The 12,992-nt window shown below is 69.7% G+C and carries 12 protein-coding genes; 9 read left to right on the forward strand and 3 right to left on the reverse strand.

The window, feature by feature from the left end; genetic code table 11:
* Positions 1 to 48: 48 nt before the first annotated feature.
* Entirely contained in the window at positions 49 to 1,020 is a 972-nt protein-coding gene (locus tag CS1GBM4_RS03665; RefSeq protein WP_186417335.1) for a LysR substrate-binding domain-containing protein, read from the reverse strand.
* A 135-nt stretch (positions 1,021 to 1,155) separates the two neighbouring features.
* On the opposite strand from CS1GBM4_RS03665, the gene CS1GBM4_RS03670 reads away from it, so the two are divergent.
* Genes CS1GBM4_RS03670 through CS1GBM4_RS03705 form a run of 8 tightly spaced genes read left to right on the forward strand, consistent with a single transcriptional unit; the run spans position 1,156 to position 8,845 of the window.
* Positions 1,156 to 2,658 carry a sugar ABC transporter ATP-binding protein gene (locus CS1GBM4_RS03670; RefSeq protein WP_186417336.1) on the forward strand — a complete coding sequence of 501 codons (1,503 nt, stop codon included), beginning with the start codon at positions 1,156 to 1,158 and terminating at the stop codon, positions 2,656 to 2,658.
* Positions 2,655 to 3,656 carry an ABC transporter permease gene (locus CS1GBM4_RS03675; RefSeq protein WP_186417337.1) on the forward strand — a complete coding sequence of 334 codons (1,002 nt, stop codon included), beginning with the start codon at positions 2,655 to 2,657 and terminating at the stop codon, positions 3,654 to 3,656. Before CS1GBM4_RS03670 ends, CS1GBM4_RS03675 begins: the two co-directional genes overlap by 4 nt.
* Complete coding sequence (locus CS1GBM4_RS03680) at positions 3,653 to 4,618, forward strand: ABC transporter permease (RefSeq protein ID WP_186417338.1); 966 nt, start codon at positions 3,653 to 3,655, stop codon at positions 4,616 to 4,618. Before CS1GBM4_RS03675 ends, CS1GBM4_RS03680 begins: the two co-directional genes overlap by 4 nt.
* Positions 4,615 to 5,571, forward strand: coding sequence for a substrate-binding domain-containing protein (locus tag CS1GBM4_RS03685; RefSeq protein WP_186417339.1), 957 nt, complete (start codon positions 4,615 to 4,617; stop codon positions 5,569 to 5,571). The genes CS1GBM4_RS03680 and CS1GBM4_RS03685 overlap by 4 nt, the downstream gene beginning before the upstream one ends.
* 13 nt (positions 5,572 to 5,584) lie before the next feature.
* Complete coding sequence (locus CS1GBM4_RS03690; RefSeq protein WP_186417340.1) at positions 5,585 to 6,472, forward strand: polysaccharide deacetylase family protein; 888 nt, start codon at positions 5,585 to 5,587, stop codon at positions 6,470 to 6,472.
* A gap of 21 nt (positions 6,473 to 6,493) precedes the next feature.
* The gene (locus CS1GBM4_RS03695; protein ID WP_186417341.1) at positions 6,494 to 7,327 is read left to right on the forward strand and encodes an aspartate dehydrogenase; all 834 of its coding nucleotides are present in this window, start codon (positions 6,494 to 6,496) and stop codon (positions 7,325 to 7,327) included.
* Positions 7,328 to 7,352: 25 nt separating this feature from the next.
* Positions 7,353 to 8,138, forward strand: a complete 786-nt coding sequence (locus CS1GBM4_RS03700) for an SDR family oxidoreductase (RefSeq protein ID WP_186417342.1) — start codon at positions 7,353 to 7,355, stop codon at positions 8,136 to 8,138.
* 14 nt (positions 8,139 to 8,152) lie between these two features.
* On the forward strand, positions 8,153 to 8,845 hold the full coding sequence (locus tag CS1GBM4_RS03705; RefSeq protein WP_186417343.1) for an RraA family protein: 693 nt from the start codon (positions 8,153 to 8,155) through the stop codon (positions 8,843 to 8,845).
* A gap of 21 nt (positions 8,846 to 8,866) precedes the next feature.
* Here CS1GBM4_RS03705 and CS1GBM4_RS03710 read toward each other — a convergent pair whose 3' ends face one another.
* Together CS1GBM4_RS03710 and dctP are read right to left on the reverse strand one after the other, a co-directional pair.
* A complete protein-coding gene (locus CS1GBM4_RS03710; RefSeq protein WP_186417344.1) occupies positions 8,867 to 9,550 on the reverse strand; it encodes a GntR family transcriptional regulator in 684 nt (227 codons plus the stop codon).
* A 146-nt stretch (positions 9,551 to 9,696) separates the two neighbouring features.
* On the reverse strand, positions 9,697 to 10,749 hold the full coding sequence (gene dctP, locus CS1GBM4_RS03715; RefSeq protein WP_210201523.1) for a TRAP transporter substrate-binding protein DctP: 1,053 nt from the start codon (positions 10,747 to 10,749) through the stop codon (positions 9,697 to 9,699).
* Between the two features lie 182 nt (positions 10,750 to 10,931).
* Here dctP and CS1GBM4_RS03720 point away from each other — a divergent pair, with 182 nt between their 5' ends.
* Positions 10,932 to 12,992 carry a TRAP transporter large permease subunit gene (locus CS1GBM4_RS03720; protein ID WP_186417345.1) on the forward strand — a complete coding sequence of 687 codons (2,061 nt, stop codon included), beginning with the start codon at positions 10,932 to 10,934 and terminating at the stop codon, positions 12,990 to 12,992.

Genomic DNA, 12,992 nt, shown 5'->3' on the forward strand with positions numbered 1-12,992 from the left:
CGCGCGCTGGAGATGTCGCGACAGCCCGCGAGACGGCCCGAGGCCGGCTCATGCCGGTTGCCGCGGCAAGGTATCCCGTGCCCGGAAGGCTTCGGCGAGCGCCCAGGAGCGGAATTGCTGAACATGCCGCTCGTCCAGCCGTGTCTCATGGATCAGCAGATAGTATTCGCCGGCGCTTTCGGGACCGCCCGCGACAGGCATGACGAGCCCGCGCATGCCTTCCTGATGGGCCAGCACGATATCGGGCACGAGCGCGATGCCGCGGCCCTGTCGTGCGGCATCCAGCGACATGAAGAAATGTCCGAACTGCAGCGCCTGCTCGATCTCGATCGCGGCACGCACGCCATGGGCCTTCAGCCAGTCCGGCCAGGCATGGCGGCGCGTCGAGGTATGGATCAGCGGCCAGCGCGGCAGGTCGGCTGCAGTGATGCCGGCCTGGCCGATCAGGCCCGGTGAGCAGACCGGCACGAGCCGATCCGGAAAGAGCTCGTCGGCATGGACGCCATCCCAGCGCGTCAGCATCGACAATTCGATGCGCGGCTGATGGCGCTCGTAATGGCGGCCGGGCAGGCGGCCGACGCGGATCGCGACATCAGCGTCATGCGCAAGCAGGTCGGCGGGCTCGATCGACGAGACCACGCGCAGCTCGATCTCCGGATGCTGGCTGGTGAAGTTGTGCAAGCGCGGCATCAGCCAGACCGAGGCGATCGTCGGCAGCACCGAAACGGTCAGCGTCGCCCGCTCGCGGCGCCGGGTGAAACGGCCGGCGGCGCGCTCGAGCTCGTCCAGCATGCTCTCGACGCTCTGGAAGAACTGCTCGCCCTCGGAGGTGAGCTCGATCCTGCGGGTGAAGCGGCGGAAAAGCTCCTGGCCCAGGTGAAGTTCGAGCTCCTTCACCTGCCGACTGACCGCGCCCTGGGTCAGGTTCAGCTCCTCGGCTGCTTTCGTGAAGGACAGATGGCGCGCCGCGGCGTCGAAACCGCGCAGCGCATTCAATGGCGGCAGACGCCTCTTTCGCATGCATCACCTCGCTCATGCATGAGGGTAGTTCATGCATGAGCGCCGAACAATTCGTTTGTGACAGCTGCGTGGCGGCGCCATCGTCAGGGCAACACCGGTGCTGCCGCAAGGCCTCAGGTGAACGGGGAACTGCCGATGACGATCGAGCCAGCGCTCGCGCTAGCCATGCGCGACATCGCCAAGCGCTATGGTGCGACCTGCGCGCTGCGCAGCGCAGACCTCACCCTTCGCGCAGGCCGGGTCCACGCTCTCCTCGGCGAGAACGGCGCCGGCAAGTCGACCCTGGTGAAGATCATCGTCGGCGCCGTGAAGCCCGACAGCGGCAGCGTCACCCTGGCGGGAAAGCCAGTCGCCTTCCGCTCGGTCGCCGAGGCGATCGCCGCCGGGATCGTGCCGATCTACCAGCATCTCAGCCTGTTCCCCGAGCTCTCGGTTCTCGACAATCTCTCCGCCTTCCGGCTCGCCGCCGGCCGGGCGGGCCTCAGCCGCACGGCGCTTCTGCGCCGCGAGGAGGCGCGGGCCTGGCTGGCCCGCGTCGGGCTCGACCTCGATCTCGACCGTCTGGTCTCCTCGCTCTCGCTCGGGGAGCGGCAACTGCTCGAGATCGCCCGCGGCGTCGGCCGCGATTGCCGCATCCTCGTCCTCGACGAGCCCACGGCGGCGCTGAACGGCGCGGAGGCGGACCGGCTCTTCGCCGTGGTCCGCGGTCTGTGCGCCCAGGGCGCGGCGGTCCTCTTCATCTCGCACAAATTCGACGAGATCGAGCGCCTGGCCGACGAGGTCACCGTGCTGCGCGACGGCGTCACCGTGATCGACGCCGCGCCGGTCGGCCGGCATGACCGCGCCACATTGGTCAAGGCCATGCTGGGCATGCAGGTCGAGCACGAGCACCGCTCCGGCAGCGCCCGGGCCGAGCGAATGCTGACGGCGGCCGGCGTGCGCATGGCGACGGGCGCCAGCCTCGATCTCGCGGTACGGGCCGGCGAGATCGCCGGCCTCGCCGGCCTGGTCGGCTCCGGCGCGCTCACCATCGCCGCGACCATGGCTGGCGCCGCACCCGGCATCGGCGAGATCGCCGTCGGCGGGCAGCGCTTCGCCCTCGGCGACCGGCGCGAGGCGGTCCGCCTCGGCGTCGCCTTTGTCCCGGCGGACCGCCATGCCGAGGGGCTGTTTCCTCCGGTCAGCGCGATCGGCAACGCCTCCGCCAGCGCCCTCGCGCGCTTCTCCGCCCGCGGCCTTCTCGGCAAGGCGCGCGAGCGGGCCGTGATCGAGCCGCTGCTGCGCCGCCTGCATCTGCATCCGGCCCGTCCCGATGCCGAGGCCGCGAGCTTCAGCGGCGGCAACCAGCAGAAGCTCCTGATCGCGCGCTGCCTTGCCCTGCCGAACCTGAGGGCGCTGGTCCTGCTCGAGCCGACGCGCGGCGTCGACGTCGCCGCCCGCGCCATGATCCATCGCGCCGTCATCGACATGGCCCGTGGCGGCGTCGCCGTCCTGATCGCGTCGAGCGATCTCGACGAGCTGACGGCGCTCTGCGACCGCTATCTCGTGGTCCGCGACGGAACGATAGCGGAGGAACTGCCCGGCAGCGCCTCGCCCGAGGCGATCATGGCCGCGCTCGCCGGAAAGGCCGCGGCATGAGCAGCTTCCCTCTCGGCGAACGGGGGCCGTCCGGCATGCCTGCGCTCCTGCGCCCGCCCGCCATAGTGATCGTGACGGCGCTGCTCTTCGGGCTGGCCGCCTTGACGGTGCCGCGCTTCGGCACGCTCGGCAATGTCGAGAACGTGCTGCGCATCGCCGCGATCCTCGGCATCGTCGCCTGCGGCCAGGCCATCGTCGTGATCCTCGGCGGCATCGAATTCTCCTTCGGCGCCTCGGCGGCGCTGGCGAGCGTCGTCATCGTCATGGCCCTTCCCGCCACCGGGGTCGTCGGCGCCTTCCTCCTCGGCGGTCTGCTGATCGTCGCGATCGGCATGGTCAACGGCCTGCTCGTCGCCCGCTTCGCCGTGCCGCCGGTGATCCAGACGCTCGGCATGCTGATGATCGCGTCCGGCCTGGCCGCCTGGCTGGCCGGCGGCCTGCCGATCGATGCCCCACCCTCCGACGCCTTCTCCTTTCCGGCCCGGGGCCGCCTCCTCGGCGTTCCGGTCCCGATCCTCTGCGCGGCCGCCGCCTTCGCCATCCTGCATGTGCTGCTCGCGAAGACCCGGCTCGGACGCGGCTGGTACCTGGCCGGTGCCAATGCGGCCGCCGCCCGGCTCGCCGGCCTCTCTGTGCCGCGCCTCGTCTTCTCCGGCTATGCCGTCGCCGGCCTGTTCTGTGCGCTCGGCGCCGTCATCCTGACGAGCCGCCTCGCGTCCGGCCAGCCCATGCTCGCGCCGAACCTGCCTTTCGAGACCATCGCCGCCTGCGCCGTCGGCGGACTGCCGCTCGGCGGCGGGCGCGGCAATGTCCCGATGGTCGCCTGCGGTGTGCTGATCGTCGCCATGCTGAACAACATCGTGGTGCTGCTGAACCTGCCGACCGCCTACCAGCTCATCCTGCTGGGCACGCTGGTCCTCACGGCCGTGCTGCTGCAGCGGGACTGGGCCTTCCTCGGCCAGGCGGTCCGCGTGCTGACCGCCAGGAGGCGCGGATGAGCCCGACCGTCTCTCCGCGTCTGCTGGTCGCGCCGGCCGGCATTCTCGCCGCCGGCCTGGTCTTCGCCGCGATCGCGCCCGGCTTCCTCTCGTTCGGCAATGCGGGCAGCATCGCCGGCCAGGGCTGGGTTCTCGTCCTGCTGGCGACCGGCCAGATGTTCGCTCTCGCCGCTCGCGGTTTCGACATCTCGGTCGGCGCCATCGCCGCCCTCGCCGGGACCCTCGCTGCCATGGCCGCCAATGCGGTCGGGCTGGCGGGCCTGTTCGTCGCGCCGCTGGTCGGCGTCGCCTGCGGCACGCTGAACGGCTGGCTCGTCGGCCGCCTTTCCCTGCAACCGATCGTCGCGACGCTCGGCTCGCTGGTTGCGCTGAAGGGCGTTGCGCTGCTGGTCAGCGATGACGGCCAGGCCGTGCCGCTGGCCGCGGCCGGCCGCACCACCAGCCTTGCCTTCGATCCGGTGCTCGGCCTGCCGCCGCTCGCCTGGGCCGCTCTCGCCTGCGTCCTCGGCGCACAGGTCCTCCTGAGCCACGCCACGCTCGGGCGCCGCATCCTGATGCTCGGCGCCAACCCCGAGGCGGTCGGTCTGGTCGGCGCCGATGCCGGGGCCCTCCAGATCCGCGCCTACCAGCTCTGCGGCCTCTTCGCCGGACTCGCCGGAGCGCTGATGACGGCCAGGGCCGGCGCCGGCCTGCCGACCGAGGGCGCCGGCATGGAGCTGCAGGCGATCGCCGCCGCGATCATCGGCGGGACCGCCCTGTCCGGTGGCGTCGCCAACGCCATCGCAGTCGCCGCCGGGGCCTTCTTCGTCCAGGTCGTGCTGACGGGGCTCAACCTCACCGGCGTCTCACCCTTCCTGGCGCAGGTCACCGTCGGCGTCGTCATCCTCGGCTCCGGCCTGATGGACACGGCCCTGCGCTCGCTCCTTTCCCGCAACCGCCAGCCCAAGGACATATCGCCATGACGTCCCGGTCCCGCCGCTCCCTCCTGCTCGTCTCGATCGCCATTGCCGCGCTGGCACAGCCCGCCTTCGCCCAGGAGAAGACGATCGGCATCGCCGTGCCGAACCTCGCCTCCTCGTTCTGGATCTCGGCCGTCTACGGCATGGAGAGCGAGGCGAAGACCGGCGGCGTCAGGCTGCTCAAGCTCAATGCCGGCGGCGACGCCAACGCCTCGCAGCAGATCGCGCAGGTGCAGGACCTGATCCAGCGCAAGGTCGCGGCGATCGTGATCGGCGCCACCAATGGCGATGCGGTGAAGCCGATCGTCGAGCGCGCGATCGAGGCTGGGATACCTGTCGTCGGCATCTCCTCGCCGCCGAACACCCCGAAGCTCGCTTCGCTCGTCAGCGCCGACCATGCCGACATGGGCAAGCTCCAGGCCGAATGCCTGGCGAAGGCGATCGGCGGCAAGGGCACGATCGCGATGATGGCGGGCCCGGCCGGCCAGGCCTGGTCTGACCTGCGCGCCAAGGGCTTCCGCGAGGCGCTCGCCAAGGCCGCGCCGGACGCCAGGATCGTCGCGGAATCGCGCCTCGCCGACAATCGCAACGCCGCGCTCGGCACGGCCGAGGACTGGACGCAGCGTTTCCCCGATCTCGCCGGCATCTATGCCGCGACGGACGACATGGCCGCCGGCGTCGTCTCTGCCTTCAAGGCCGCGAGCAAGCCGGTGAAGGTCTCGGCCTCGAATTTCAGCCCGACCGCCCAGCAGATGCTGAAGGATGGCGACATCGCCTGCACCTCGATCCAGCAGGTCGTCGCGCAGGGGAGAGCCGCGATGGCGCAGGCGCTGAAGGCTGCGGCCAAGCAGCCCGTCGAGGCGCGCGTCGTGCTGCCGGCGCTGCTGGTGACGCGCGAGAATGTCGCGACCGTGGACCTCTCCTCGGTCGTCGCCCCGGCCGACTATCGCCCCTGACGGACGCACGCTCATGCTGCCTAGCCCCGGACGCTTCCCCTACTCGCCGATCGTCGACCGGCCGGATTTCACCTGGCCGGGCGGCAGGCGGCTCGCCGTCTATGTCGCGCTCTGCGTCGAGCATTTCGCCTATGGCTCGGGGCTCGGCTTGCCCTATTCGCCAGGGCTTCAGCATCCCAACACCTACAACTGGGCCTGGCGCGAATACGGCAACCGCGTCGGTGGCTGGCGGCTGATCGAGCTTTTCGACGAATACAGGCTGCCGCTCTCGGTGCTGCTCAACACCGAATGCTACGAGCACTGCCCGGAACTGGTCGCGGCCCATCGCCGCCGCGGCGACGAGATCGTCGCCCATGGCCGCACCAATTCCGAGCATCAGAACGGCATGGCGATCGAGGCCGAGCGGCGCCTGATCGCGCAGGCGACGCAGGCGATCGCGGGTCATGAAGGCGCGCCGCCCGCCGGCTGGATGAGCCCCGGTGCCCATCCCAGCGCCAACACCGAGGACCTGCTGGCCGAAGCCGGCTACGGCTACACCATGGACTGGCCGATGGACGACCAGCCGGTCTGGCTGAAGACCAAGGGCGGCCCGCTGCTGGCGATGCCCTATCCGCACGAGGTCAACGACGTGCCGATGGTCGTGCTCCACGACGGTACGGCGCGGGCCTTCGCCGACATGGCGATCGACAATCTCGACGAGATGCTCGTCCAGTCCGAGCAGCAGGCGCTGGTCTACGGCATGACGATCCACACCTTCATCGTCGGCCAGCCTTTCCGCATCCGGCAGTTCCGCCGGGTGCTCGACCATCTCAACAAGCACCAGGACCGCATCTGGTTCACCACGGCCGGCGCCTGCGCGCGCCATTACGCCAGCCTGTTCCCGGCTCCTCCGGCCGGCTGACGACAAGACAAGGAAACGCCCATGACGTCCCCTTCCGCACCCGGCGCGCATCCGCGCCGGCGGGTCGCCATCGCCGGTCTCGGCGCGGTCGGCCTCAAGATCGCCAGCGTGCTCGACCAGGGCGTGCCCGGTTGCGAGCTCGTCGCCGTCTCCGCCAATGACCGCGACAAGGCGCGCGCGCGCCTCGCGCATCTCTCCCGGCCGGTCCCCGTCGTCGCGATCGACGAGCTCGAAGCGCTCGCCGACATCGTCGTCGAATGCGCCCCGGCCGCGCTGCTGCCGGCCATCGCCGAGCCCTTCCTGCGCGCCGGCAAGACGGTGATCGTGCTCAGCTCCGGCGCCATCCTGTCGCATGAGGGGCTGATCGAGATCGCCCGGCAGCATGGCGGCCAGATCGTCGTGCCGACCGGTGCCCTGCTCGGGCTCGACGCCGTCACCGCCGCGGCCGAGGGGGTGATCCGGTCGGTGCGGATGGTCACCCGCAAGCCTGTGCGTGGCCTCGTCGGCGCGCCCTATCTGGTCGAGAACAACATCGCCCTCGACGACGTGACCGAGCCGACGCGGGTGTTCAGCGGCACGCCGCGCGAGGCCGCGATCGGCTTCCCGGCCAATCTCAACGTCGCGGTCGCGCTCTCGCTCGCAGGCATCGGACCCGACCGGACGACGCTGGAGATCTGGGCCGACCCGGCGCTGACGCGCAACACCCACACGATCGAGGTCGACGCCGACTCCGCCAGCTTCTCGATGACCATCGAGAACGTGCCGAGCGACAATCCCAAGACCGGCCGCATCACCGCGCTCTCGGTCATCTCCTATCTGCGCAAGCTCGACGCCCCCTTGCGCATCGGCTCGTAGGCCGAGGCTTCACGAGGAACCCATCATGGATCTCGAAATCGCTGGACGCACGGCGCTCGTCCTGGGCGCCGGCGGCGGGCTCGGCCGCGCCATCGCCAGGACGCTCGCCAGGGAAGGCGCCAGGGTCGCGCTCGCCGACATCGACGAAACGACACTCGCCGCGACGGCGGCGGATCTCTCCGCGCTCGGCGCTCCGCATCTGGCGCGGCGCTGGGACATCGGCCGCCTCGACGAGGCTGACGGGCACCTTGCCGCGATCGGCGAGGCGCTCGGCCCGGTCGACATCCTCGTCAACAACACCGGCGGCCCGCCGCCGAGCCTCGCCGCCGGCGTACCGGCGGAAACCTGGGCGGCGCAGTTCCAGGCGATGGTTCTCTCCGTCATCGCGCTCACCGACAAGGTGCTGCCGGGCATGCGCGAGCGCGGCTTCGGGCGGATCGTCACCTCGACCTCGTCGGGCGTCGTCGCGCCGATCCCCAACCTCGCGATCTCGAACGCCCTGAGGCTGTCGCTCGTCGGCTGGTCGAAGACGCTGGCGCGCGAGGTCGCGGCGGCGGGCATCACCTGCAACGTCATCCTGCCGGGGCGGATCGCCACCGACCGCATCCTCTTTCTCGACGAGCAGAAGGCCAGGCGCGAGGGCCGCCCGGTCGCCGACATCGTCGCCGAGAGCACGGGCTCGATCCCGCTCGGCCGCTACGGCACGCCGGAGGAATACGCCGACGCCGTCGCCTTCCTCGCCAGCGCCCGCGCCGCCTACATCACCGGCTCGGTCATCCGGGTCGATGGCGGCTATCTCCAGAGCATCTGAAAGGATCTGAGACCATGACCGAACTGCCCCGGCGCGACGCCATCTGGCGCGAGGACATCCGCCGCCGCTTCCTCGCCGTCGACACCTCAAACGTCGCCGACGTGCTCGACACGCTCGGCCTGCCCGACCAGGGGCTGGCGCCGCAATTCGCACCCTATCCCGCGACGACCGGCCGTCTCGCCGGCTTCGCCTATACGATCCGCGGCCAGATGACGCCGTTCCCGCTCGGCGGCGACGCCGAGAAGATGAAGGCCTGCCAGGGCGTCTCGCCCGGCGAGGTCACGGTCTGGAGCGGCGACGGCGAAGGCATCTGCTATTTCGGCGAGCTGATCGCGATCGGCATGAAGGAGAAGGGCTGCGTCGGCGCGCTCGTCGACGGCGGCATCCGCGACATTCGCTGGATCGGCGAGCAGGCCTTCCCGGTCTATGCACGCTACCGCACGCCGGTCCAGTCGATCGGCCGCTGGAAGGTCAACGCCAGCCAGGTCCCGGTGCTGATGCGCGGCGCGACCAGCCGCTACGTCGAGATCAAGCCGGGCGACTTCATCCTTGCCGACGAGGATGGCGCCATCGTCATTCCGGCTGAGCGGATCGAGGAGGTGCTGGCCGAAGCCGAGCGGTTGACCGCCGACGAGGTCTCGATCCGGCAGGAGCTCTCGCGCGGGCTCTCGCTCGCCGATGCTCTCGCGAAGTACGGCCACGTCTGACGGTGGAGCGAGCGGCGCGCCTCAGCCCTTGAGGAAGCCCATGGCCGCCCGGGCGGCGCTCTCGACATGCCGGACGGCGGCGAGCCTGGCGGCCTCGCCGTCCCGCGAGGCGAGCGCATCCATGATCTCGGCCAGCTCGCGCATGCTCTCGCGGCTGCGCCCCGCTGCCTGAAGGGATGTCGCACGCAGCAGCATGATCCGGGCATTGAGCATCTTCAGGCTGAGGCCCAGTGCGCTGTTGCCGGAGCCTTCGATCAGGCAGTCGTAGAACCGGTTCTTGGCGTCGAGCCGGACCATCGGATCGGCGATGTCGAAGGAGGCGCGCAGCCGTTCGAAGGCCTGGGACAGCGATGCGCGCTGGGCGTCGTTCGCGTTCTCGGCAAAGAGCTTGCAGGCGAGCCCCTCGAGCAGGATGCGGACCTGGTAGATGTCGCGGGCCTGGTCGGCCGTGAGCGTCGCCACGACCGGGCCGCGATGCGGCACCACTTCGATCAGCCCCTCCGATTCGAGCTGTCGCAGGGCTTCGCGGATCAGCGTCCGGCTGACGCCGGTCAGTTCGCAGAGCTCGCGCTCCGGCAGACGTTCGCCGGCCTTGAAGCGGCCGGTGGCGATGGCATACCGGATGTTCTCGGTGACGCTGTGGCGCAGCGGCGCCGCCACGCGCTCGACGCGAAAGTCACGCTCCGGAAACGCCGCCTCGTTCATCGCCGTCCGCCCTTCTGTTCCGGCACCTGCAAGTGCGCGCCGGCAACGCCCTTGTCACATCAGCCGGCGATATCCTAGCGCAGGCTAGCCACCACGCATAATCGGAATGCCGGCGGGGCAGGGGCGTCGCCGGCGTCCTCGTCCCCTCACTGCGTCGGCTTGCCGAGAGCCTGCCGGACCCGGTTGATATAGGCCGGCCCGTCGAAACCGACCTCCTTGGCCCGCGCCAGCCAGCTGTCATAGGCCGCCTTGGCGAATTTCGGATCGTTGAGCGCGGCGCGCTCCGCTTCCGAGGCCGACCAGGGCTCGATGCCGTTCTTCTTCATGTTGTCGAGCGCGGCCTGGACGAAGGCGTTGTAGGTGCCGAACGCATCCTTCTGCAACTCGTCCATGGCGTTCTTCACCTGCGCGCGGACATCGGCCGGCATGCCTTCCCATTCCGCCTTGTTGATCAGGATGGCCCAGCCTGTGATCGCCCCGACGCCCCAGTCCTGCACGTTCTTCGCCAGCCGCCAGAATTCCATTGCGCCGCCGACGCAGGTCGAGATGAAGACGCCGTCGATGACGCCGCGCTCCAGCGCCGGCATGATCTCCGTCGTCGCCATCGGCGTCGGCTTGGCGCCGAGCGCGTTCATCTGCGCCGCGGTCTGCGGGTTGTGCACGCGCAGACGCTTGTTCCTGAAGTCCTCGACGGTGCGGATCGGCGTCTTCGAGAACAGCCGGGTCGGGCACCAGGCGCCTTCGGCGAGCACGACCGCGCCCCATTTCTCGGCCCAGATCCCGGCGACGTCCCTGGCCCAGAAGGCGTCGCGCACCTTCTGGTATTCCTCTATGTCGCTGATCAGGCCGGGCAGGTTGAAGATGCCCATGCGCGGCTCGTCGGCGGCGAGATAGGTGTGCAGCGCGGCCGACATCGGCAGGCGGCCGTCGCGCACCGCCGATGCGATCTGCGCGGGAGCCACGAGAGAATCGCTGACCGTCACCTGCACCCGGCCGTTCGTCGCCTTGGCGATGCGCTCGGGCACGCTCGCGGTCATCGCCGAATAGGCATCGCCCGGCGAGACGATGATCCCCATCGTCAGGTCGATCTGCTGTGCGCGGACCGGTTCCGGGCCGGCGATGGCGAAAGCCGCCACCAGCAATGCGGCGAGCAGGCCGCTGCGTCGGCCCTCGGCGGCTGCCTTCGTGGACATCGGCATGAAGAACCCTCCCATGGTGCGAGACGTCGCCGGCGGAACGTCGCGCCCGCCTCGGATGGCGCCCGGCACGATCTCGATAATCGTGCGAGGGCCGTCATCTCGTCATACAATATGACAGTCTTATTGCATGTCAATCGGAGGCCGTGCTAGGCACCTCGACCAGGGATCCTGGGAGAAACGTCATGGCCGACGCGATGATGGCGATGGGAGTGCCGCATCCTGCTGCGGAGCCCCGCTCCGCGGTGATCAGGGGAATCGACCGGCTGTCCGATCTCGGCGCCTTCATCGGCGCGCTGGCCCTGCTGGCGATGACCGCGATCGTCGTGTTCGAGGTGATCTCGCGCTACGTCTTCAACGAGCCGACGAGCTGGGTCACCGAGATCGGAACCTATCTGTTCGTCGCCATCGTCTTCTTCGGCATGGCTCCGGCCCAGCGCGCGAATGCCCATATCCAGGTCGAGATTCTCGTCGATTCCGTCTCGAAGCCCTGGCGCACCCGGCTCGAACTGGTGACGCTCTGGCTCGGCCTGGTCTTCGTCGTGTTCACGGCCTGGCATGCGGCGCGCTTCACCTTCCTCGACTATCTCCATGGCGCCCGCGACTGGGGTCTGCTCGGCACGCCGCAATGGCTGCCGCAGGTCCCGATGACGCTGGGGCTCGTCCTCTTCGCCGTCGCGATCCTGCGGGATCTGCACGAGTTGCGGCCGCCGCGCGCCCTCGCGGCGCAATGGACCGTCCCTGTCGTGGCGGCGGCGCTGGCGCTCGGCCTCTACCTCATGGGGCGCTCGGACTGGCGCATCCCCGGCACGCGCTTCGACTGGGGCTCGATCCTCATCTGCGCTTCGATCACCGTCGCCATGATCGCCTGGAGCGGCTGGCGCATCGCAGCCGCCACAGTGCTCGTCTGCGCCGGCCTCGCATTGATCTTCTATTCTTGGCGCGGCGCCTCGCTCCCCTGGCTAGGCGGCCTGCTCGGCCTAACCCTGCTCGTGCTGCTCTTCGCCGGCGTGCGCGTCGCCTTCGCCATGGGGCTCGTCGGCCTGCTCGGACTCTATTTCCTGCTGCCGCAGGCGCAGTTGCCGGTGCTGGCGGACCGCTCCTGGACCAGCATCAACAGCTTCACCCTGACCGCCGTGCCGAGCTTCGTGCTGATGGGGGCGCTGCTCGTGCGCAGCGGCATCACCACCGAGCTGTTCGACGCGCTGGTCGCCTGGTTCGGCAGGGCGCCGGGCGGCCTCGCCCATGCCAGCGTCGCGGCCTCCGCCGTTTTCGCGGCCGTCTGCGGCTCGAGCCTCGCCACGGCCGCGACGCTGGGGTCGGTGGCGGCGCCGGAAATGGTCGAGCGCGGCTACAGCCCGCGGCTGACCTATGGCGTCGTCGCGGCGGGAGCCACGCTCGGCATCCTGATCCCGCCCTCGATCGCGATGATCATCTACGGCAACGTCGTCGGCGTCGCCGTCACGCAGCTCTTCCTCGCCGGCATCCTCCCCGGGCTGCTGCTGTCGGCCCTGTTCATGCTGACGGTGGTGCTCTGGGGGCTGGTCTCGCCGAGCGCGATTCCGAAGGGCGAAGCCTATTCCTGGAGCCGCAAGCTCTCCGCCACGGCCGGGGTGCTGCCTTTCCTGCTCCTGATCGCGGCGGTGCTCGGCTCGCTCTATCTGGGCATCGCGACGCCGACCGAAGCCGGCGCGCTCGGTGCCGTCGCCGCGCTCGGCATGGCTGTGAAGCGCGGCCGTCTCGACTGGGACGGTTTCTATGCCTGTCTGATCGACACGGTGAAGGTCACGGCGTTCATCATGCTGATCGTCGTCGGCGCTGCGATCATGAGCTGGGTCTTCGATTTTCTGCGCCTGCCGCGCGCCATGGTGCAGCTCGTCACCGATGCCAACCTCGCGCCCTGGCTGGTCTTCGCGATCATCGTCGGCATCTATCTGATCCTCGGCTGCTTCATCGAATCGATCGCGATGATGCTGATGACCCTCAGCGTCACCTTCCCGGTCATCGTCTCGATCGGGCTCGACCCGATCTGGTTCGGCGTCGTGCTGGTTCTGCTGGTCGAGATCGGGCTGGTGACGCCCCCGGTCGGGCTCGTGCTGTTCGTGCTCAAGGGCATGAGCGGCCATGTCGCGCTGCGCGACATCGCGCTCGGCGTCATCCCCTATATTTTCGTCATGCTCGGCTTCATCTGGATCCTGTATTTCTTCCCCGGCATCGTCACCTGGCTGCCGAAGCAGGTCGGCTGA

It is taken from the genome of Allobosea sp. CS1GBMeth4 (assembly GCF_900185715.1).
Taxonomy (GTDB): domain Bacteria; phylum Pseudomonadota; class Alphaproteobacteria; order Rhizobiales; family Beijerinckiaceae; genus Allobosea.

Bases quoted from the DNA above. Each gene is read 5' to 3' on its own strand.
- CS1GBM4_RS03720 (WP_186417345.1), top strand. From the start codon at position 10,932: ATGGCCGACGCGATGATGGCGATGGGAGTGCCGCATCCTGCTGCGGAG.
- CS1GBM4_RS03680 (WP_186417338.1), top strand. From the start codon at position 3,653: ATGAGCCCGACCGTCTCTCCGCGTCTGCTGGTCGCGCCGGCCGGCATT.
- CS1GBM4_RS03670 (WP_186417336.1), top strand. From the start codon at position 1,156: ATGACGATCGAGCCAGCGCTCGCGCTAGCCATGCGCGACATCGCCAAG.
- dctP (WP_210201523.1), bottom strand. From the start codon at position 10,749: ATGCCGATGTCCACGAAGGCAGCCGCCGAGGGCCGACGCAGCGGCCTG.
- CS1GBM4_RS03690 (WP_186417340.1), top strand. From the start codon at position 5,585: ATGCTGCCTAGCCCCGGACGCTTCCCCTACTCGCCGATCGTCGACCGG.
- CS1GBM4_RS03675 (WP_186417337.1), top strand. From the start codon at position 2,655: ATGAGCAGCTTCCCTCTCGGCGAACGGGGGCCGTCCGGCATGCCTGCG.
- CS1GBM4_RS03700 (WP_186417342.1), top strand. From the start codon at position 7,353: ATGGATCTCGAAATCGCTGGACGCACGGCGCTCGTCCTGGGCGCCGGC.
- CS1GBM4_RS03695 (WP_186417341.1), top strand. From the start codon at position 6,494: ATGACGTCCCCTTCCGCACCCGGCGCGCATCCGCGCCGGCGGGTCGCC.
- CS1GBM4_RS03685 (WP_186417339.1), top strand. From the start codon at position 4,615: ATGACGTCCCGGTCCCGCCGCTCCCTCCTGCTCGTCTCGATCGCCATT.
- CS1GBM4_RS03705 (WP_186417343.1), top strand. From the start codon at position 8,153: ATGACCGAACTGCCCCGGCGCGACGCCATCTGGCGCGAGGACATCCGC.
- CS1GBM4_RS03710 (WP_186417344.1), bottom strand. From the start codon at position 9,550: ATGAACGAGGCGGCGTTTCCGGAGCGTGACTTTCGCGTCGAGCGCGTG.
- CS1GBM4_RS03665 (WP_186417335.1), bottom strand. From the start codon at position 1,020: ATGCGAAAGAGGCGTCTGCCGCCATTGAATGCGCTGCGCGGTTTCGAC.